The organism is Streptomyces sp. NPDC052721, from assembly GCF_040678315.1.
Taxonomy (GTDB): domain Bacteria; phylum Actinomycetota; class Actinomycetes; order Streptomycetales; family Streptomycetaceae; genus Streptomyces.
On sequence record NZ_JBFATL010000034.1, the window covers coordinates 24,947 to 45,445 of the forward strand.

Consider the following 20,499-nt stretch of genomic DNA (forward strand, 5'->3'; position numbering starts at 1 on the left):
CTCCGGTTCATGCCCGCACGCCGTGTCAAGCCCAGTCTGTACATCTCCGTCGACATCGAGGCCGACGGACCGATCCCCGGGCCGTACTCCATGCTGAGCCTCGGCGCGGCGGTCGCCGGGGTGCAGGACGGCGCCGGTTTCACGGCCGTCGACCCCGAGGAGCGGACCTTCTACCGTGAACTGCAACCGATCAGCGAGGAGTTCGTGCCGGAGGCGCTGGCGGTGAGCGGTCTGGACCGGGCCCGGCTGACCGCCGAGGGTGCCGAACCTGCCGTGGCGCTCGCGGAGTTCACCGCGTGGGTGCGTGAGGTGAGCGCGGGCGCGCAGCCGGTGATGTGCGGCTACCCGGCGTCGTACGACTGGACGTTCCTGTACTGGTACCTGATGCGCTTCACCGGGAGCAGCCCCTTCGGGCACTCGGGGTGCCTGGACATGAAGACGCTGTACGCGACGAAGGCCCGGCTGCCGCTGCGGGCGGTGGCGAAGGGGACCATGCCGCGCGAGCTGCTGTCCCGGCGCCGGCACACGCACCACGCGCTGGACGACGCGATCGAGCAGGCGGAGTTGCTGGCCAACCTCATGAAGTGGCCGGGGGCCACGGCGTCGCCGCCCGCTCCCCCGGCCTCGTGACTCCTGGCCGTCGGCCTCAGTGCGCGGCGGCGATCTCCTGCCCCGCCTCCATGGGATGGGTGACGTCATGGGCCTCGCGGCCCTTGCCGAGGTGGTTGAAGAGGAGGTTGAGCACCACGGCCGTGACGCAGCCCGTGGAGATGCCCGAGTCCAGGACGATCTTCGCGGTCTCGGGGAACGCGTGGTAGAACTCCGGCGCGGTGATCGGGATGATGCCGACCGCGAGGGACACGGCCACGATCAGGACGTTGTTGTCCCGGTCCAGGCCGGCCCGGACCAGGGTCTGGATGCCGCTCGCGGCGACGGAGCCGAACAGGACGACGCCGGCGCCGCCGAGGACCGGCCGGGGTACGACCGCGATGAGCGAGGCGGCCATCGGGCACAGGCCCATCAGGACCAGGAAGCCGCCGCCGGTCGCGACGACATAGCGGCTGCGGATCCTCGTCATCGCCACCAGGCCGATGTTCTGGGCGAAGGCGCTGCACATGAAGCCGTTGAACAGCGGGCTGATCGCGGAGCCCAGGGTGTCGGCGCGCAGGCCGGCCGCGATGGTCTTCTCGTCCGCGGGCCGCTCCACGATCTCGCCGAGCGCCAGCATGTCGGCGGTCGACTCGGTCATCGAGACCACCATCACCACGCACAGCGAGAGGATCGCGGCGAGCTGGAACTGCGGGGCGCCGAAGTGGAACGGGGTGGGGAAGCCGACCACGTCGGCGTGGGCGACGGGGCTGAAGTCCGTGACGCCGAACGGTATCGCGACGAGCGTGCCCACGACCAGGCCGAGCAGGACGGCGATCTGCTTGACGAAGCCGCGGGTGAAGCGGCGCAGCAGCAGGACGATGAGCAGGGTGATGCCGGCGAGGGTGAGGTAGGTCGTGGAACCGTAGTCGTCCGCCCGGGGGTCGGGGCCCTGGGCCCAGCCGAAGGCGACCGGCAGCAGGGACACGCCGATCAGGGTGATGACGGAGCCGGTGACGACCGGCGGGAAGAAGCGGACCGCCTTGCAGAAGACGGGCGCGGCGAGGAAGCCGAGGAGGCCGGCGACGATGACCGCGCCGAAGATGACCGGCAGGGCGTCGGACTTGTCCTCGGTGGAGGCGACGATCGCGGTCATGGGGGCGACACCGGCGAAGGTGACGCCGTTGACGAAGGGCAGCCGGGCGCCGATCTTCCAGAAGCCGAGCGTCTGGAGGAAGGTGGCGAGGCCCGCGGTGAACAGGCAGGCACCGGTGAGGAAGGTCAGGTCGGTCGCGCTCAGGCCAATGGCCGCGCCGACGATGAGCGGTGGGGCGACGACCCCGGCGTACATGGCGGCCACGTGCTGCAGGCCGCTGGTCGCCATTTTCAGGGCGGGGAGTTTCTCGTCTACGGGATGGGCGGCCACGGCGGGTCCTCCGGGTGGGTAACACGTCGTCGTCGACGTGGGTTTCATGGAGGTGGTGCGGGTGGGCATGGGGCACCTCCCTGTTTCGGGCGAAGCCGAGAGCTGGGGGAGGGACCTGACGGGAGGTGGCGCGGTGAGCGGGGGCGAGCGGTGCGGGGGTGACCGTCCCCGGGGCGCGTGGCGTGCACCCGCCCCGGGGACGGCGTGCCGTGGATCCCGCTCGGATCCACGGGTCCCGGCCGGGAGCCGTCCCTCCCGGCCGGAGTCTGTACGGGCCTGAGCCGGATCAGGCCTGCGCGGTGATGCGGGCCAGGCGCTGGGCCTCCGCGCGGGTGGAGACGGCGATGGCGTCCTCGTCGACGGTGAGCAGGCGGCCGTTCTCCACGATCTGCCGGCCGTTCACGAACGACGCGGTGACCGGGGCCGCGGCGCCGAAGACGAGCGCGGTCACCGGGTCGGCGATGGAGGCGTGGGCGAGGGTGTCCATCTTCCACAGCACCAGGTCGGCGAGCTTGCCCGGCTCCAGCGAGCCGATCTGCTCCGCCCGGCCGAGGACCTGCGCGCCGCCGTGGGTGCCGAGCCGCAGCGCCTGGCGGGCGTTGAGGGCGGCCTCGCGGTGGGCGCCGAGGCGGTTGATCAGGAGGGCGTTGCGCAGCTCGGTGTGGAGTTCGCCGGACTCGTTGGAGGCGGTGCCGTCGACACCGAGGCCGACCGGGACGCCCGCCCTGAGCATGTCGGGGACGCGGGCGATGCCGGCCGCGAGGCGGGCGTTGGAGGACGGGCAGTGGGCGACGCCGGTCCTGGTGCGGGCGAACGCGGCGATGTCGGAGTCGGTCATGTGGACGCAGTGCGCCATCCACACGTCCTCGCCGAGCCAGCCCGTGGACTCGAAGTAGTCGGTGGGGCCCATGCCGAACAGCTCGTGGCAGAACTTCTCCTCCTCCACCGTCTCCGAGCCGTGGGTGTGCAGCCGTACGCCGAGACGGCGGGCCAGCTCGGCGCCCTCGCGCATGAGTTCGGTGGAGACGGAGAACGGCGAGCAGGGGGCCACGGCCACCTGGGTCATCGCGTCGAAGGAGGCGTCGTGGTGCTTCTTGACGGTCTCCTCGGTGGCGGCGAGGGCGCCCTCCAGCGTCTCGACGGCGAAGTCCGGGGGCAGTCCGCCGTCCTTCTCGCCGCGGTCCATCGAGCCGCGGGCCAGCGTGAAGCGGACGCCCGTCTCGGCGGCGGCCCGGATGATCGAGCCGGACAGGTCGCCGGAGCCGTGCGGGTAGACGTAGTGGTGGTCCATGGCGGTGGTGACACCGCCCCGGGCCATCATGGCGAGGGATCCCCGCGCGGCGGCGTACGTCATCTGCTCGTCGATCCGCGCCCAGGTGGGATAGAGCGCGACCAGCCAGTTGAACAGGTTGTGGTCGGTGGCCAGGCCGCGGGTGATCCACTGGTAGAAGTGGTGGTGGGTGTTGACCAGACCGGGCGTGGCCAGATGGCCGGTCGCGTCGATCCGGCGCACCACGTTCTGAAGGTCCTCGGGGGCCTTGCCCGCGCCGACCGACTCGATCCGGTTGCCGGCGAGGACGAGGTACCCGGAGGCGTGCTCGGTGTCGCCCGCGTCCACGGTGGCGATGGCGCAGTTCTCGATGACGACGCGCTCGGCTGCCGATGGTGCCATCGTGCTTCCTTGTCTTTCAGTGGCGGCCCGTGAACGGGGGGTGTCCACGGGAAGGGCACGGCAGGACCCTAGGAGGATTTGAGTGCCGGAGCCGGTTGCCCGCTCCGGGTGCCGAGGTGGTGGAAGAACAGGTTGAGCAGGACCGCGACGAGTGCGCCCGCGCTGATGCCGGAGCCGAGCACGGTCTGCGCCCAGGCCGGGAAGCCGGCGTAGAAGGCCGGCGCGGCCAGCGGGATGATGCCGGCGCCGAGGGCCACGGCCACCAGGATGATGTTGGAGCTGTCGTCCAGGCCCGCCTCGGACAGCGTACGGATCCCGCTGACGGCGATCGAGCCGAAGAGGACGATGCCGGCGCCGCCGAGGACCGGCATGGGGACCAGGGAGACGACCGCGCCGAGGACTGGGAAGGCGCCGAGGACCAGCAGGGTGCCGCCGGCGACGGCGACGACGTACCGGCTGCGCACCCGCGTGAGGGAGACGACGCCGACGTTCTGCGCGAAGGCCGAGGTGGGGAAGCCGCCGAAGACGGGGCCGAGCAGGGTGGCGATGCCGTCGGTGCGCAGGCCGCGGGTGATGGTCCGCGCGTCGGCACGGCGGTCGCAGATCTCGCCGAGGGCGAGCATGCCGGCGCTGGACTCGGTCATCAGCACCAGCACCACGATGCACAGGGAGAGGATGGCCGCGGGCTGGAACTCGGGGGCGCCGAAGGCGAACGGGGTGGGCAGCGCGGCGACCGGCGCGGACTTCAGGCCGCTGAAGTCGGCCATGCCGAACGGGATCGCGGCGAGGGTGCCGACGAGCAGCCCGGACAGCAGCGCGATCTGCTGGACGAAGCCCTTGCCGAAGCGCTGGATCAGCAGGATGACGGCGAGGGTGAACCCGGCGAGCGCGAGGTGCCGCATGGCACCGAAGTCGGCGGCGGTCTTGTCGCCGCCCTGCGCCCAGCCGACCGGTACGGGCATCAGCGTGACGCCGATCAGGGTGATGACGACGCCGGTGACCAGGGGCGGGAAGTAGCGGAGCAGTCGGCCGAAGAACGGGCCGAGGGCCAGGCAGAAGGCGCCGGCGACCATCACCGCGCCGTAGACGGCGGGGAGTTGGTGGCCTTTTCCGTTGGTCTCGGCGATCGCGAGGATCGGGGCGATGCCGGCGGAGGAGGCGGCGTTGACGAAGGGCAGCCGGTTGCCGACGAGGCCCTTGACGCCGATGGTCTGCAGGATGGTCGCGACACCCGCGATGAGCAGGCTCGCGGCGATGAGCCGGGTGCGGGCCGCGATGTCGAGCCCGCAGGCCTGGCCGATGATGAGCGGAGGAGTGACCACGCCCGCGTACATGGCGGCGATGTGCTGGAGCGCGGCGGGGACGAGCCGCGAGAGGTGGAGCTTCTCGTCCACCGGGTGCACGGACGTGACGGCGTCCTCGGTGTGCTCCGGCGGGGTGGAACAGGGGGCTGTGGCGGGCCCCTTCGCAGGCTGTGCCATTTCGTTCCCTCCGGTGTGGCGGGCCCCCGGCCCGGGTGGCGGGGCCGGGGGCGCGCGTCCCGCGTCAGAGGTTGGTCATGTCGACCGGGATACGGGCCTCACAGCCGTCCCGCAGGATGGTGGCCTCGATGAGGCCGTAGGGGCGGTCGGCGGCGAAGTAGACCTCGTTGTCGTTCTTCAGTCCGAACGGCTCCAGGTCCACCAGGAAGTGGTGCTTGTTCGGCAGCGAGAAGCGGACCTCGTCGATCTCGCCGCGGTTGTTGATGATGCGTGCGCCCATCTGGTACAGCGTCTGCTGGAGGGAGAGGGAGTACGTCTCGGCGAAGGCCTGGAGCATGTGCTTCTTCGTCTGCTCGTAGGACTTCTCCCAGTGGGGCATCTTCTGCTCGTCGTCGGTCCAGTTGAACCGCCAGCGGCCGGAGACCTGGGTGGCCAGGATGCGGTCGTACGCCTCCTGGAGGGTGGTGTACTTGTCCTTGACGTAGCCCCAGAACTCGGAGTTGGTGGAATTCATCACGACCAGGTCCTTCAGCCCGGATATGACCTCCCACCGCTCGCCGTCGTAGGTGATCTGGGTGAGGCGGGTCTCCTGGCCCTTGCGGACGAAGGAGTGCTTGACCTCGTCGGCGCCGATGAACCTGGAGTTGGCGTCGGAGGTCTCGATGCGCTCCCAGGCGTACTCCTCGATGCGGATGCGCGCCTGGTGGATCGGCTCCTGGCTGGTGACGAAGTGCCGGGCGAGGTGGATGCCGAACTGCTCGGCGGACTCGATGCCGTACTCCTTGGCGAACGCGAACACCGTGTTCTTGGTGGTGTCGGTCGGCAGGACGTTGGCGTTGGAGCCGGAGTAGTGGACGTCGTCCATGTCGCCGCTCAGCGCGACGGAGACGTTGAGGTCCTTGATGTGATGGGTGGCGCCGTCCCGCGTGATCTTGACGACTCGGTTCTCGGCCTTGCCGTACTGGTTCTGCCCCAGCATCACCGGGCGGGCAGGGCGGGAATTGACGGTCATTTAGCTAGCTCCCTCGGTAAACGGAGTAGCCGAACGGGTTGAGCAGCAGCGGTACGTGGTAGTGCTCCCCGGGGTTCACGGCGAAGGTGATCGCCACCTCCGGGAAGAACACGGGCGACGCACCGCTGTCCCGATTCGCGGGGGCGTCCTGCTGCGCATCGGCTTGCTTCTTCGCGAAGTACGGCTCCACCTCGAAGTCGAGCCGTACGTGAGTGGTCCCCTCCGGCAGCGCCGGCAGGTCCTTGCACCGCCCGTCCCCGTCGGTCGCGGAGCCGCCGAGCGCCGTCCAGTCCGCCTCCCGGCCACTGCGGGCACAGAGGTGGACGGCGACGCCCTCGGCGGGGCGGCCGATCGAGGTGTCCAGGATGTGCGTGGACACGGAGGCGGTGGTGCTGGTGCTCATGGTGTCAGGCGTCCTCTTCGACGAGTCGGGCCAGTCGGATGCGGTTGATCTTGCCCAGCTCGGTGCGGACGATCTCCCGCTCCTGCTCCGGCGCGTTCCCGATCCGCTCCTTGACCGCGTCCCGCATCTGCTCGCCGGTCCGGCCGGTGGCGCAGATGAGGAAGACATGGCCGAACTTCTCCTGGTAGGCCAGGTTCAGTTCGAGCATCTCCGCCTTGAGCTCGTCGGAGGCGCCGGCCATGCCGCGCTGCTCGCGGGCGGAGGCCGGGTCGCCGGGCTTGGGGCGCCCGATCGGCGGGTGCCCGGCCATCGCCTCCTCGAGGTCCGCGCCGGTCAGCTCGGCCATGGCGGCGTCGCTGGCGGCGTAGAGGTCCTCGGGGGTGGCGTAGGGGCGGGCGGCGAGCAGTCGCCGGGCCCACTCGGTGGAGGCGCACGCCTCGCGGAGGGCGGCGAGGGCCGCGCGCTCCTCCAGATCGTTGAACCGGGCCAGGCCCGGGGGCGTGGAAGTCGACGTCACGGGAGCCTCCGTGGCCGGATGCGGCCTTCGTGCTGAACGGGCTGCGAACAGCTAACGCCCTCCGAAACACGACGTCAACACTTTGTTGAAAATTCGGGGTGACGCGGAGGTTTCCGCGCCCGGCTTCAGGCCCCCTTCTCCCGGTTGAGGTAGTTGTAGACCGTGAAGCGGCTGACGCCGAGCGCGCTCGCCACGGTCTCCACGCCGTGCCGCACGGCGAACGCGCCGCGCGCCTCCAGCACGCGTACGACCTCCTGTTTCGCCTTGCGGTCCAGGTCGGCCAGCGGCCGGCCCGCCCGGCGCTCCATGGCGGCGAGGATGTGGTCGAGGGAGTCGGCCAGCTGGGGCAGGCGTACGGCGACGACGTCGACGCCCTGCCAGGCGAGGACGACGTCCTCGGCGCCGGCCTCGTCCGGCGGGAGCATCTCCCCGCCCATGGCGTCGACCAGCGGTTTCACCGCCGTGATGAAGGGCTCGTCCCCGTTGCCGGTCATGCGCCCTCTCCGATCACGTTGACCTGCAGCGAGATCCGGGTGGCACCGGCTTCCAGGCTCTTGCGCAGCAGCGCGTCCACGGCGGACAGCACCGCGTCGGCGCCGCCCTCCGCCGTGTTGCCGAACGGGCCGACGTCCACCGCGTCCAGCTGAGCCGCCTCGATCACCTCGCGGGCCGCCAGCGCGTGCGCGGGCGCCTCGTCCAGGTCGAAGGGCTCGGTCGTGAACTCCACTCTCAGTCGCACTGTGCCCCCATGGCATCTGCTCCGGCCCGCGCGTTCCGCCAGGTCCGCGGCGGCGGGTCCGACCGCCCAGGCCGCTTGGGGAGACCTTAACGGACGCCCGTGCCCACCCGGCCTCCCACGCAGATCCGGCTTTCCCCGGTCTTGGTGCGACGGACGGGCCGCCCGCCCGCGTAGAGCAGAGGACGTCGGACCACACAGGGAGGGGAGCGCGAGGTGCCCACATTCGGGAGAGGCGTGTTCAGAGGTGCCAGGGGAACGGCGATCGCGGCGACGGCGATGGCCGTGCTGACCGCGTCACAGGCGCCGGGGGCGGTATCGGCGCAGGCCTCGCAGCCCGCGCGGAAGGCGCCAACCGGTGAACACGGCCCCAGCGTGTCCGGCGACACCCCGTTCCGCACCGGCATGCCCCCGCTGCGGACGCGTGACGGGGCCCCGGCACAGGCGGTGAAGGGTGGCGCACTGCCCGCCGGCGTGTTCGCCGCGTACCGGCGCGCCGAGGAGGAGCTGGCACGGACGACGCCCGGCTGCGGGCTGCGCTGGCAACTGCTGGCCGCGATCGGCCAGGTGGAGTCCGGACAGGCCCGGGGCGGCCGGGTGACCCCGGACGGTACGACCGTGACACCCGTCCTCGGCCCCCGGCTGACCGGCGGCGCCTTCGCCGTCGTACCGGACACCGACGGCGGCGCGTACGACGGGGACACGGTGTACGACCGCGCGGTCGGCCCGATGCAGTTCATTCCGTCGACCTGGGCCCACTGGGGTGCGGACGGCAATGGTGACGGGCGTGCCGACCCGAACAACGTCTATGACGCGGCGCTCGCCGCCGGCCGCTACCTGTGCGCGGGCGGCCGTGACCTGTCGAACCCGGCCGAGCTGGACCGGGCGATCCTCGGCTACAACCACTCGGCGGCCTATCTGCGCACGGTCAGGGCCTGGTACGCGTACTACCTGACCGGACACCGGGTGGTGCCGGACGCCTCCGAGGGGTCCCGGGCACAGCGGCCGGGGCCGCCGTCCCGTCCGCCGGCCGCGAAGCCCTCCCCGAAGCCGTCGCAGGACCGGAAGCCGGGCCCGGGCCCGTCGCGCACGCCCTCGGCGCCACCCGCCTCGCCCTCCCCCACCCCGTCCCACGAGCCCGACGCCCCGCTGGAGTCGCAGACGCCGCTGGTCCCCGTCCCCGAACCGACCCTCACCCTGCCCGGCGGTGGCGTGCTGCCCGACGCGGGGCCGCTGACCAGCGACGGCTAGACCCGGCAACGGCTGGAACACGATCAGGGCCTCCCCCTCCACAACCGCGGATACTGGGCGGTAATGTCGCCACCCGCCGGGAGCACAGGACCGGCGGGTGAGTGCGAAGGGGCTCTCATGGCGACGGACATGCCTGCGGACACAGCGGCCGAGGAGCGTTGGCAGCGTATGTGGAGCCACCGTGAGCAGTTGCTCAGGGTGGCCCGGCGCCGCTCGATGAGCCAGGAGGACGCCGAGGACGCCGTGCACGAGGCGATGCTGCGGGCCGCCGAGCGCCGGGACCTCGACGACGAGCGGCTCGGCGCGTGGCTGACGACGGTGACGATGCGCCTGTGCGTCGACCGGTACCGGCAGGTCAGGCGCGAGGCCGAGGTCGGCAGCCGCCCCACGCTCGTCGCGCCGGGCCCGGTGCCCGTCGAGGAGGCGGTGTGCGACCGGGCCGAGGCGAAGTGGCTCGCCGTGCGCAGCGGGGAACTGCCGGCCCGGCAGGCGGAGGCGCTGCGGCTGAAGTCCGAGGACCTGGACGTGAGCCAGGTCGCCGTGCGGATGGGGCTCAGCTACCGGACCGTCGAGTCACTGCTCGCCCGGGCCCGGCGGACGCTGCGCGCCTCCCTGGCCGGGACGCTCGGACTCGTCCTGTTCCTGGTCGGGCGCGGGCGACCGCGCGGTGGCGGGAAGGTGCAGGCCGTGGCGGTCACCTCTACGGCGGCGACCCTGGCGGTGGCGGGGTTCGTGCTGCCGTACGCGCTCGACGGCGGCGGCCCGGCCGCTCCGGCCCGGCAGCCGGCGGTGTCCAGCGGGGCACAGGTGTTCCGGAGCGACAGCACCGGGCGGGCGTTGCCACCGAAGACGCACAGGCCGTCGGTGGCGGAGCCGAGTCGGGCGGCGACTCGCCCGCCCACCGGCGAGCCCGTCCTCCCCGCGCTTCCCGAGCTGCCGGTGAAGTCCGCGGTGCCGTCCGTGCCGTCCGTACCGTCCGTACCGGCGCTACCGACCGTGCCGTCCCTCCCGTCGGCACCGGGCCTTCCTTCGGCACCCAGCCTTCCGCCGGCACCGTCCCTCCCGTCCGCTCCGGCACTCCCGTCCGCGCCGTCTCTCCCGTCGGTCTCCCTGCCCGCAGCCACCCCGAGCCTGCCTCCCCTGAAGCTGCCGTAGCACGCCGTTGACACATCCGAAAAAAACTCGTGGCCGTCGCGACGGACGCCCCGCCCCTCCCCGTAGAGCAGATGTCGGAGCTGCTCCACGGGCGAAGGATGGAACCGGATGGGTGTCGAGATCTGTGTGGAAGGGCTGACCAAGTCCTTCGGCCGGCAGGTCATCTGGCAGGACGTCTCGCTGACGCTGCCCGCCGGGGAGGTCTCGGTGCTGCTCGGCCCCTCGGGGACGGGCAAGTCGGTGTTCCTCAAGACGCTCGTCGGGCTGCTGAAGCCGGAGCGCGGCTCGGTCGAGGTCGCGGGCCGGGACATCACGCGGCTGCGCGAGCACGACCTGTACGAGGTGCGGAAGCTGTTCGGGGTGCTGTTCCAGGACGGCGCGCTGTTCGGCTCGATGAACCTGTACGACAACATCGCCTTTCCGCTGCGCGAGCACACCCGCAAGTCCGAGAGCGAGATCAGACGGATCGTCCTGGAGAAGATGGACATGGTCGGGCTGATCGGCGCGGAGGGGAAGCTGCCCGGCGAGATCTCCGGCGGTATGCGCAAGCGGGCCGGGCTCGCCCGCGCTCTGGTCCTCGATCCGCAGATCATCCTGTTCGACGAGCCGGACTCGGGCCTCGACCCGGTGCGCGTGGCCTATCTCAACCAGCTCATCGTCGACCTCAACGCACAGATCGACGCGACCTTCCTGATCGTCACCCACGACATCGCCTCGGCCCGCCAGGTGCCCGACAACATCGGGCTGCTGTTCCGGCGCGAGCTGGTGATGTTCGGGCCGCGCGAGCAGCTGCTGACCAGTGAGGAGCCCGTCGTACGGCAGTTCCTGAACGGCCGGGTGCAGGGGCCGATCGGCATGGCGGAGGAGAAGGACGCGGCCCAGGTCGAGCAGGAGCTGGCCCAGATGGACGAGGGCGGCGTGACACGGGAACTGACTCCCCGCCTGCTGCCGAGCCCCGGCATTCCGCGCTCGCCCCGCTGGGAGGCGATCGCGCGACGGGAGGCCGAGCTGCACGGTACGGGGGTGACGGGCGGATGAGGCTCTCCCCGACGGGTGCGCTCAGGCACACGGGCAACCTGTTCGCGATGGCGCTGGACGTCCTGCGCACCCTGCCCCGACGGCCCTTCCAGGCACGGGAGTTCATCCAGCAGGCGTGGTTCGTGGCGAGCGTCACGATCCTGCCGACGGCGTTGGTCTCCATCCCGTTCGGGGCGGTCATCGCGCTGCAGATCGGCAGCCTGACCCGGCAGCTGGGCGCGCAGTCCTTCTCCGGTGCCGCGTCCGTGCTCGCCGTGCTGCGCGAGGCCTCGCCGATCGTCACCGCCCTGCTGATCGCGGGCGCGGGGGGCACGGCGATCTGCGCGGATCTCGGGGCGCGCAAGATCCGGGACGAGATCGACGCGATGCAGGTGCTCGGCATCGACCCGATCCACCGGCTCGTCGTACCGCGCGTACTGGCGTCGATGGTCGTGGCCGTGCTGCTCAACGGGCTGGTGTCGGTGGTCGGCGTGGCGGGCGGCTACTTCTTCAACGTCATCCTGCAGAACGGCACCCCCGGCGCCTACCTGGCGTCCTTCACCACTCTCGCCCAGCTGTCCGACCTGTGGGCGGCCGAGATCAAGGCGCTCGTGTTCGGGGCGATCGCCGCGATCGTCGCCTCCTACAAGGGGCTCACCGCGCAAGGCGGGCCGAAGGGCGTGGGCGACGCCGTCAACCAGTCCGTGGTGATCACCTTCATGTTGCTGTTCGTGACCAACTTCGTGATGACCGCGGTGTACTTCCAGGTCGTCCCGCAGAGGGGTTAGCCGATGAGACTTCTCGACCGCCCCATGCGCTCACTCGAAGAGCTGGGCACCCAACTGTCCTTCTACGGCCGCTCGCTCGCGTGGACCGGCCGCACCCTGCGCCGCTACAAGAAGGAGATCCTGCGGCTGCTCGCCGAGGTGAGCTTCGGCCGGGGCGCGCTCGCCGTCGTCGGTGGCACGGTCGGCGTGATCGCCTTCCTGTCGTTCTTCACCGGCACCGAGGTCGGCCTCCAGGGCTACGCGGCCCTGAACCAGCTCGGCACCTCGAACTTCGTGGCGTTCCTTTCGGCGTACTTCAACACCCGGGAGATCGCCCCGCTGGTGGCCGGTCTCGCCCTGTCCGCGACGGTCGGCGCCGGGTTCACCGCGCAGCTCGGCGCGATGCGGATCAGCGAGGAGACCGACGCGCTGGAGGTGATGGGCGTGCCGTCGCTGCCGTTCCTGGTGACGACCCGGATGATCGCCGGCTTCGTCGCGGTGATCCCGCTGTACGTGATCGGGCTGCTGTCCTCCTACCTGGCCGCCCGCACCATCACCACCGGCTACTACGGGCAGTCGACGGGCACGTACGACCACTACTTCCACCAGTACCTGCCGCCGGTGGACGTGCTGTGGTCCTTCGGCAAGGTGATCGTCTTCGCCGTGCTGATCATCCTGGTGCACTGCTACTACGGCTACTACGCGAGCGGCGGTCCGGCGGGCGTCGGCGTCGCGGTGGGCCGGGCGGTGCGGACGTCGATCGTCGCCGTCAACGTCCTGGACTTCTTCCTGAGCCTCGCGATCTGGGGCGCCAACACGACCGTACGGATCGCGGGGTGAGAGCAGTGCGCATGCACCGATGGAGGCTCAGGCTGTACGGCATCGCGTTCCTCGCCGTGCTCGCGCTGCTGCTGTCGCTCGCGGTGGCCGTCTACCAGCAGGCGTTCACGCCCGTCGTGCGGATCACCCTGGAGGCCGACACCCTCGGCAACCAGCTCGATCCCCGGGCCGACGTCAAGCTGCGCGGGCTGCTGGTCGGCGAGGTGCGCGAGGTGCACGCGGACGGCAGGAAGGCGACCCTCGACATCGCGCTCAACCCCCAGCACGTCAGGTACATCCCCTCCGACGTGCACGCGCGCCTGCTGCCCAAGACGCTGTTCGGCGAGAAGTACGTCGACCTGGTGGCGCCCGCTCACTCCTCCGCCCGGCCCATCCGCGCCGGGGACGTCATCACCCAGGACCGTACGAAGACCGGCATCGAGGTGCAGCAGCTGATGAACGACCTGCTGCCGCTGCTGCGCACGGTCAGGCCGGGCGAACTGAACGCCACACTGTCGGCGTTCGCCACCGCGCTGGAGGGCCGCGGCGACCGGATCGGCGACAACCTGACCCGGGTGGAGGGCTATCTGCGCCGCCTCAACCCGCACCTGCCGTCGATCAAGGAGGACATCACGCGCTTCGCCGACGTCGCCGAGGTGTACGGCGACGCCGCGCCCGACCTGATGCGGATCCTGCGCAACACGGTCACCACCAGCCGGACGATCGTGGAGAAGCAGGACCAGCTGGCGGCGGGGCTCCGCTCGACCGCCGCCGTGGCGGGCACCGCGGACGGCTTCCTGTCCGACAACGGCGACCGGCTGATCACCCTCGGCCGGGTCTCCCGCCCCACGCTGGAGCTGTTCGCCCGCTACTCCCCCGAGTACCCGTGCCTGTTCCAGGGCCTGGTCCGGCAGGAGAAGGCGTCGGAGGACGCGTTCCGGGGCGGCGAGATGCGGATCACCCTGGAGGTCGTACGGCCGCAAGCGGCGTACCGGCCCGGTGAGGAACCGGTCTACGGCGAGCGGTCGGGGCCGAACTGCCGTGGGCTGCCGCATCCGCAGGTGCCCGGGCCGAAACCCCATCTCAACGACGGTACGTCCGCCCGGAGTCCGGGCGGCGCACTCCCCGGAGGTGTCAAGGTGTCCGCCACCGAGGCCGAGCAACGGGCCGTCGGCTCGCTCGTGGCCCCCGTCATGGGCGTCCCCGCGGACGAGGTGCCGCCCGTAGCGACCCTGCTGTTCGGGCCGCTCGCGCGCGGAACGGCGGTGAGCGTCGCATGAGCAGGGCAGGAGCTGGGCAGACCGCCGCCCCGCTGATCAAGTTCAGCCTGTTCGCGCTGGTCACGACGGCGGCGACGGCCCTGCTCGCCGCCACCATCGTCAACGTCTCCTTCACCCCGAAGGACAGCTACCACGCGGTGTTCAGCGACGTCACCGGGCTGGAGACCGGGGACGACATCCGGGTGGCCGGCGTGCGGGTCGGGGAGGTCGAGGACATCCGGATCAAGAACCGGACCCTGGCCGAGGTCACGTTCACCGTGAGCGCGAACCGGCCGCTGCTCGCGGGCACCCACGCGGTCGTCCGCTACCGCAACCTGGTCGGGCAGCGGTACATCGCACTGACCGAGGGCACCGGCGACGGCTCCCGGCGGCTGCGGCCCGGGGGCACCATTCCCCTGGCCCGGACCCAGCCGGCGCTGGACCTCAACGCCCTGCTGAACGGCTTCAAGCCGCTGTTCGCCGCGCTCAGCCCGAGCGACGTCAACCAGCTCGCCACCGAGATCGTCCAGACCCTCCAGGGGGAGGGCGGCACGGTGAACAGCCTGCTCGCGCACACCGCCTCGCTCACCACGACCCTCGCCGACCGCGACCGGCTGATCGGCTCGGTGATCGACAACCTCAACACCGTCCTGCGGACGCTCGACAAGCGCGGTTCCCGTTTCTCCGATCTGCTCACGCAGCTGCGCCGGGTGATCTCCGGGCTGTCCGCCGACCGCAAGCCCATCGGGAAGTCCCTGGTGAGCATCGGCGATCTCACGGAGGTGACGGCGGGGCTGCTGAAGGACGCGCGTCCACCGCTGAAGGACGACATCGCCGGGCTCGGCGAGCTCACCGGAACGCTGAACGACAACGAGAACACGGTGGAGGGCGTCCTGCAACGGCTGCCGAACAAGCTCGACAAGCTGACCGGGACGGCGTCCTACGGTTCCTGGTTCAACTTCTACCTCTGCGACTTCGACGGACGGATCGTGCTGCCGAAGACGAAGCAAGTGATCACTCCGGAGCTGCACGTGGCACGGGCGAGGTGTGGCGGATGAGACTGCGTGTCCCACGGCAGCCTCGGCCTGAGCCCCTGGTGAAGGTGCGCGTCCAGCCGCCGAAGCTGCCGCGACTCCCCCGGCTGCCGAAGCGCAAGAGCCGGCCCGAACCCCTCGTGAAGGTACGGGTCCTGCCGCCGAGGCTGCCCCGGATCCGGCTGAAGCGCCCACGGCTCAAGCCCTTCCGCGAGCGACGCCCGGTCGTGATCGGTGCCGTCGGCCTCACCGTCCTCGCGCTGCTCACGGTCGCCGCCTTCAACGCCGACAGCCTGCCGCTGATCGGCGGCGGCGAGACGTACAGCGCGGCCTTCTCCGAGGCGGGCGGCCTCAAGCCGGGCGACGAGGTGCGGATCGCCGGGGTCAAGGTCGGCAAGGTGGAGGACGTCGGCCTGGACGGCGACCATGTCAAGGTCACCTTCAAGGTGAAGGGCGACCCGGCGTTCGGCACCGGCACGGGCGCGTCGATCCGGGTCAAGACGATCCTCGGGGCCAAGTACCTGGCCCTGCACCCGAAGGGGCCGGGGCAGCTCAGGCCGGGCAGCGAGATCCCGCTCCGGCGGACCGTGTCGGCGTACGACGTCGTCCAGGCCTTCAGCGACCTGACGACCACCACCGAGGAGGTCGACACGGACCGCCTGGCGAAGGCTCTGGACACGATCTCCGTCACGTTCCAGGACTCGCCCGCAGAGGTGCGGGCCTCGATCAAGGGACTGTCGAGGATCTCCCGGACCGTCGCCGCCCGCGACAAGGCGCTGCGCGGCCTCCTCGACCACGCGAACGGAGTCACGAAGGTGCTGGCGGACCACACGAAGGACTTCTCCGCGCTGGTGAAGGACGGCGACGAGCTGTTCAAGGAGATCGCCAAACGGCGCGCGGCGATCCACAAGCTGCTCACCAGCTCCGCGCTGCTGGGCATCGAGCTGTCCGGCCTGGTCGACGACAACAGCAAGGAGATCGGGCCCGCCCTGAGGAACCTCCACACCTTCGTGACGATGCTCGAACGCAACCAGAAGAGCCTCGACCGCAGCGTCCAGTCGCTCGCGCCGTACGTGCGGCTCTTCACCAACACCCTCGGCAACGGCCGCTGGTTCGACTCCTACGTCCAGAACATGGTCGCCGCCCCGGTCACGCCACGGACGGGAGGCACCCGATGACCCGCAGACTCCTGGCCCTGTTCACCGCGCTCGGCGTCGTCGTGGCGCTCGCCGTGGTCCTGTGGCCGAGCCCCGACCCGGTCCGCGTCACCGCCTACTTCCCGCGCACCGTCGGCGTCTACCCCGGCTCCGACGTCCGCGTCCTCGGCGTCCGCATCGGTGAGGTCACGAAGATCGAACCGGAGGGCGGCCGGGTCCGGGTGGAACTGGAGTACGACCGGGGCCGCAAGGTCCCCGCCGACGCGCAGGCCGCCATCGTCAACTCGTCGGTGGTCAGCGACCGTTACGTCCAGCTGCTGCCGGTGTACCGCAAGGGCGCGGTGCTGCGGGACGGTGACGTCATCCCCGAGTCCCGCACGGCCGTCCCCGTCGAACTGGACCGGATCTTCGACAGCCTGCACACCACCGCCGAGGCACTGGGCCCGAACGGCGCCAACGACAAGGGCGCGCTCTCCCGGCTGCTCGGGGTGAGCGCGGACAACCTCCAGGGGCAGGGCGATAACCTCCACCAGACGGTAGAGGACCTCTCCCAGGCGGTCACCACGCTGTCGGACGGGCGCGGCGACCTGTTCGGGACCGTGCGGAACCTTCAGGTGTTCACGGCGGCACTGGCGGCGGACGACCGGAGCGTGCGGTCGTTCAACACGGACCTCGCCGACGTGGCCGGGCAACTCGCCGGGGAGCGCAAGGATCTGGCTGCCGCGCTGAAGTACCTGGCAGCAGCGCTCGGTGACGTGTCCGGCTTCGTGAAGGGCAACAAGAAGGCGCTGACCGGGGACGTGAAGGGCCTGAGCAAGGTCACCAAGGTGCTCGTCAGCCAACGGGCAGCGCTGTCGGAACTGCTGGACGTCGCCCCCACGGGCCTGTCGAACCTGCAGAACGCCTACAACCCCGCGGCCGGCACCCTCGACACCCGCGACAACGCGCAGCCGGCGCAGGATCCGGCGTCGCTGCTGTGCTCGGTCCTGAAGACGACCGGGGAGGACCACGACGACTGTGCCGGGCTGAAGAAGCTCTTCGCCTCCCTGCCCGAGGTGCCGGCGGTCCCGGCGACGACGGGCACGGTCGACAAGACCCTCGGCGGAATCCTGGGGGCACGGGCATGAGCGTGCGGCACAAGGGGCGGGTGGCCGCCTGGACGGCGGTCGGCTCGCTGCTGCTGACCGGCTGCGAGTTCAACGGCTGGTACGACATCCCGCTCCCCGGCGGGGCCGCCTCGGACGGCCACGCCTACCACGTGACGGTCGAGTTCAGGGACGTACTGGATTTGGTGCCGCAGTCCGCGGTCAAGGTCGACAACGTCACCGTGGGCGCGGTCGAGAAGGTGGAACTGGACGGCTGGCACGCGCGCGTGCGGCTCAGGATCGCCGACTCGGTGAAGCTGCCCGGCAACGCGATCGCGGGCCTCAGGCAGACCAGCATGCTCGGTGAGAAGTACGTGGCCCTGTCCGCCCCGGCCGGCACCGCGCCCGTGGGACGGCTCCGGGACGGCGACCGCATCCCGCTGTCCCGCAGTGGCCGCAACCCGGAGGTCGAGGAGGTGCTGTCGGCGCTGTCCGCGCTGCTCAACGGCGGCGGGGTGGCCCAGTTGAAGACGATCACCGTCGAGCTGAACAAGGCCCTGGACGGTCGCGAGGACCGGGTCAGGTCGCTGCTGAAGCAGCTCGACACCTTCCTCGGCGGCCTCGACGACCAGCGGGCGGAGATCGTGCGCGCGCTCGAGGGCGTCGACCGGCTGGCCGCGCGGCTGGGGAAGGAGAAGAAGTCGATCGCCCTGGCCGTCGACACGATGCCGCCCGCCCTGAAGGCCCTCGCCGATCAGCGCCGGAACCTGACGAAGATGCTCACCGCCCTGTCCAGGCTCGGCAAGACCGGCACCAGGGTCGTGAACGCCTCCCGGGACGACACCGTCGCCAACCTCAAAAAGCTCCAGCCCATCCTGCGGGAGCTGAACAAGGCGGGCGACGACCTGCCGAACTCACTGGAGATCCTCACCACTTACCCGTTCCCGCGCAACGCCACGGACGCGATCAAGGGCGACTACGTCAACCTCAGGATCACCGCCGACCTGGACCTGGCAGACCTCTACGGGAACGTCACCGACACACCGGGCAAGGGCGGGAAGTCCCCGGCACCCAAGGCCCCGGATCTTCCCGGCGTCCCCACGCCCACCCCCCTCCCGTCCCTGCCGTCCCTGCCGTCCGTCCCGTCCCTCCCGGACAGGCCGTCCCCGCCGGACACCCCGTCCGTGCCCCCCGTGCCCTCGACGCCCTCCGACGGCAGCACCCTGCTGTGCCCCCCGGTGTGCACCGCCGCCTACGGCACGGCGGACGGCTCGCGCCGCCTCCCGGCCGGGGTCGACCTCGGCCTCGCCGAGCTGATGCTGAAGGGGATACTGCCGTGATCACACGTACGGTCAAGGCCCAGTTGCTCGCCTTCGCGGCCGTCACCGCCCTCGGGGTGTCGTACGTCGGCGCCCGGTACACGGGCCTGGTGGACGACGTCCTCTCCCGCGGGTACACCGTGCGCGCCGACTTCGCCGAGTCCGGAGGCGTCTTCCCCGGCGCCGAGGTCACCTACCGCGGTGTGCCGGTGGGCCGCGTGGGCGATCTGAAACCGACCGGGTCGGGGATCTCGGTGGCGCTCAGGATCGAGGACGGCGCCCCGAGGATCCCGGCCGACACGCTCGCGGTGGTCGCCAACCGTTCGGCGGTGGGCGAACAGTACGTCGACCTCCAGCCGCGGGGGCCGGGCGGGCCGTACCTCATGGACGGCAGCCCGATCCCCCGCAGCCGCACCCGGACCCCGCTGCCGGTCACCGACCTGGTCCTCAGCCTGGACCGGCTCGTCACCTCGGTCGGCAAGGACGACCTGCGGACCACCGTGGACGAGCTGGGCAAGGCGTTCTCCGGCACGGGGCCCCATCTGAGCCGTCTGGTGGACTCCGGCGACGCGCTGGTGGAATCGGCGTCCGAGTCGCTGCCCCAGACGGTCTCGCTGATCGAGGACTCGCGGAGGGTCCTCAGGACGCAGGCCGACCAGGGGTCGGCCATCAAGTCGTTCTCCCGCGATCTGGCCCAGCTCACCGAGCAGCTGAAGTCGAGCGACGGGGACCTGCGCCGGCTGATCGGCACCACCGTGCCCGCCACGCGGGAGGTCGACTCCCTGCTGAAGTCCACGCGACCGCATGTGCCGGTGCTGCTGGCCAACCTCATCAGCGGCGGCCAGGTCACCGTGGCCCGGCTGCCCGGCGTCGAGCAGGCCCTGGTCACGCTCCCGCTCAACGTCGCGGGCAGCTACACGGTCATCCCCGGCGACGGCACCACCCACTTCGGGCTCACCGTGAACGCCGACGACCCGCCCGCGTGCACCCAGGGCTACGGCACCCAGCGGCGTGACCCCGCCGACACCGGCACCCGCCCGGCGAACACGCAGGCGCGCTGCACGGCACCGCGCGGCGGCAAGACCTCGGTGCGCGGCGCGCAGAACGCCCCCGGCGCCACGACCGGTCCGGCCGGCGCCGGCCGGGCCGCGTTCGTGGCCCCGTACGACCCGGAGACCGGCACCGCGACCGGCCCGGACGGAACGCCCGTCGAGATCGGCTCGACGGGCGGCGAACAGAGCGTGTTCGGAAAGGAGTCGTGGCAATGGCTGCTCGTGGGACCGATGGCATGACAGGGGGGCGCAGGAGACTGCTGTCGGGGGGTCTCGTCGCCGCGACCGTCCTGACGACCGTGCTGTCCGTGTGGCTGGGCCTGAAGCTGGCCGGCCAGCGGGAGGCGGAGCAGCGCCGTCAGGACGTCCTGGCGGCGGCCCGCCAGTCGGCGCTGAACTTCACCTCGCTCGACTACCGGCACTACGACCGGGACAGCGGCAACGTGCTCAAGGGCGCCACCGGCGACTTCAAGAAGCAGTTCGCCGCGCAGACCCGGCAGCTGACGAAGCTCGTCGCGCGGAACAGGTCGGTGTCCGAGGGGCAGGTCCTGGACGCGGGCATCGTGCGGTCCGACGAGCGTTCGGCCCGGGTCCTGGTCGTGGCCGACAGCAAGGTGACCAACACCGCCGCGCCCGAGGGCCAGGCGCGTACCTACCGGCTCCAGCTCGATCTCGTGCGCGTGGACGGCCGCTGGCTGACCTCCGACGTCGCGTTCGTGGGCTGACCCGCCGGTGAGGCCATCAGTGAG

Annotated in this window: 21 protein-coding genes; 13 read left to right on the forward strand and 8 right to left on the reverse strand. The window is 71.2% G+C overall.

What is annotated here, in order from left to right; translation table 11 throughout:
• Positions 1-9 precede the first annotated feature (9 nt).
• A complete protein-coding gene (locus AB0L21_RS28000; protein WP_365787153.1) occupies positions 10-630 on the forward strand; it encodes a 3'-5' exoribonuclease in 621 nt (206 codons plus the stop codon).
• Positions 631-646: 16 nt separating this feature from the next.
• On the opposite strand, the gene AB0L21_RS28005 is transcribed toward AB0L21_RS28000, so the two are convergent.
• The 8 genes from AB0L21_RS28005 to AB0L21_RS28040 form a co-directional block, all read right to left on the reverse strand.
• On the reverse strand, positions 647-2,014 hold the full coding sequence (locus AB0L21_RS28005; protein WP_365707132.1) for a nucleobase:cation symporter-2 family protein: 1,368 nt from the start codon (positions 2,012-2,014) through the stop codon (positions 647-649).
• Positions 2,015-2,300: 286 nt separating this feature from the next.
• Positions 2,301-3,686, reverse strand: coding sequence for an 8-oxoguanine deaminase (locus tag AB0L21_RS28010; protein WP_365787155.1), 1,386 nt, complete (start codon positions 3,684-3,686; stop codon positions 2,301-2,303).
• A gap of 68 nt (positions 3,687-3,754) precedes the next feature.
• On the reverse strand, positions 3,755-5,167 hold the full coding sequence (locus tag AB0L21_RS28015; RefSeq protein ID WP_365787157.1) for a nucleobase:cation symporter-2 family protein: 1,413 nt from the start codon (positions 5,165-5,167) through the stop codon (positions 3,755-3,757).
• A 64-nt stretch (positions 5,168-5,231) separates the two neighbouring features.
• On the reverse strand, positions 5,232-6,179 hold the full coding sequence (pucL, locus tag AB0L21_RS28020) for a factor-independent urate hydroxylase (RefSeq protein WP_365707126.1): 948 nt from the start codon (positions 6,177-6,179) through the stop codon (positions 5,232-5,234).
• Positions 6,180-6,183: 4 nt separating this feature from the next.
• Positions 6,184-6,582, reverse strand: a complete 399-nt coding sequence (gene uraH / locus AB0L21_RS28025; RefSeq protein ID WP_365707124.1) for a hydroxyisourate hydrolase — start codon at positions 6,580-6,582, stop codon at positions 6,184-6,186.
• Between the two features lie 4 nt (positions 6,583-6,586).
• Positions 6,587-7,099, reverse strand: a complete 513-nt coding sequence (uraD, locus tag AB0L21_RS28030) for a 2-oxo-4-hydroxy-4-carboxy-5-ureidoimidazoline decarboxylase (protein ID WP_365787159.1) — start codon at positions 7,097-7,099, stop codon at positions 6,587-6,589.
• Positions 7,100-7,224: 125 nt separating this feature from the next.
• The gene (locus AB0L21_RS28035) at positions 7,225-7,593 is read right to left on the reverse strand and encodes a helix-turn-helix domain-containing protein (protein ID WP_365787161.1); all 369 of its coding nucleotides are present in this window, start codon (positions 7,591-7,593) and stop codon (positions 7,225-7,227) included.
• On the reverse strand, positions 7,590-7,838 hold the full coding sequence (locus AB0L21_RS28040) for a hypothetical protein (protein WP_365787163.1): 249 nt from the start codon (positions 7,836-7,838) through the stop codon (positions 7,590-7,592). The genes AB0L21_RS28035 and AB0L21_RS28040 overlap by 4 nt, the downstream gene beginning before the upstream one ends.
• A gap of 726 nt (positions 7,839-8,564) precedes the next feature.
• Here AB0L21_RS28040 and AB0L21_RS28045 point away from each other — a divergent pair.
• The 12 genes from AB0L21_RS28045 to AB0L21_RS28100 all read left to right on the forward strand — a co-directional run bounded on the left by AB0L21_RS28045 (position 8,565) and on the right by AB0L21_RS28100 (position 20,475).
• On the forward strand, positions 8,565-9,086 hold the full coding sequence (locus AB0L21_RS28045) for a lytic transglycosylase domain-containing protein (protein WP_365787221.1): 522 nt from the start codon (positions 8,565-8,567) through the stop codon (positions 9,084-9,086).
• 168 nt (positions 9,087-9,254) lie between these two features.
• A complete protein-coding gene (locus tag AB0L21_RS28050) occupies positions 9,255-10,241 on the forward strand; it encodes a sigma-70 family RNA polymerase sigma factor (RefSeq protein ID WP_365787165.1) in 987 nt (328 codons plus the stop codon).
• 108 nt (positions 10,242-10,349) lie between these two features.
• Positions 10,350-11,279 (forward strand): ABC transporter ATP-binding protein, encoded by a 930-nt coding sequence (locus tag AB0L21_RS28055; RefSeq protein WP_365707115.1) that lies wholly within the window; start codon positions 10,350-10,352, stop codon positions 11,277-11,279.
• Positions 11,276-12,046 carry an ABC transporter permease gene (locus AB0L21_RS28060; RefSeq protein WP_365707113.1) on the forward strand — a complete coding sequence of 257 codons (771 nt, stop codon included), beginning with the start codon at positions 11,276-11,278 and terminating at the stop codon, positions 12,044-12,046. The genes AB0L21_RS28055 and AB0L21_RS28060 overlap by 4 nt, the downstream gene beginning before the upstream one ends.
• A gap of 3 nt (positions 12,047-12,049) precedes the next feature.
• Positions 12,050-12,865, forward strand: a complete 816-nt coding sequence (locus AB0L21_RS28065; protein WP_365707111.1) for an ABC transporter permease — start codon at positions 12,050-12,052, stop codon at positions 12,863-12,865.
• 11 nt (positions 12,866-12,876) lie between these two features.
• Positions 12,877-14,124, forward strand: a complete 1,248-nt coding sequence (locus AB0L21_RS28070; RefSeq protein ID WP_365787167.1) for an MCE family protein — start codon at positions 12,877-12,879, stop codon at positions 14,122-14,124.
• Positions 14,121-15,161 carry an MCE family protein gene (locus AB0L21_RS28075; RefSeq protein WP_365707107.1) on the forward strand — a complete coding sequence of 347 codons (1,041 nt, stop codon included), beginning with the start codon at positions 14,121-14,123 and terminating at the stop codon, positions 15,159-15,161. Before AB0L21_RS28070 ends, AB0L21_RS28075 begins: the two co-directional genes overlap by 4 nt.
• Complete coding sequence (locus tag AB0L21_RS28080; RefSeq protein ID WP_365787168.1) at positions 15,158-16,315, forward strand: MCE family protein; 1,158 nt, start codon at positions 15,158-15,160, stop codon at positions 16,313-16,315. Before AB0L21_RS28075 ends, AB0L21_RS28080 begins: the two co-directional genes overlap by 4 nt.
• Positions 16,312-17,421: an MCE family protein gene (locus AB0L21_RS28085; RefSeq protein WP_365787171.1), complete on the forward strand. Its 1,110-nt coding sequence runs from the start codon at positions 16,312-16,314 to the stop codon at positions 17,419-17,421. Before AB0L21_RS28080 ends, AB0L21_RS28085 begins: the two co-directional genes overlap by 4 nt.
• Positions 17,418-18,719, forward strand: coding sequence for an MCE family protein (locus AB0L21_RS28090; RefSeq protein ID WP_365787173.1), 1,302 nt, complete (start codon positions 17,418-17,420; stop codon positions 18,717-18,719). The genes AB0L21_RS28085 and AB0L21_RS28090 overlap by 4 nt, the downstream gene beginning before the upstream one ends.
• The gene (locus AB0L21_RS28095) at positions 18,716-19,990 is read left to right on the forward strand and encodes an MlaD family protein (RefSeq protein WP_365787175.1); all 1,275 of its coding nucleotides are present in this window, start codon (positions 18,716-18,718) and stop codon (positions 19,988-19,990) included. Before AB0L21_RS28090 ends, AB0L21_RS28095 begins: the two co-directional genes overlap by 4 nt.
• Positions 19,987-20,475 (forward strand): hypothetical protein, encoded by a 489-nt coding sequence (locus tag AB0L21_RS28100; RefSeq protein ID WP_365787176.1) that lies wholly within the window; start codon positions 19,987-19,989, stop codon positions 20,473-20,475. The genes AB0L21_RS28095 and AB0L21_RS28100 overlap by 4 nt, the downstream gene beginning before the upstream one ends.
• The last annotated feature ends 24 nt before the right edge of the window (positions 20,476-20,499 follow it).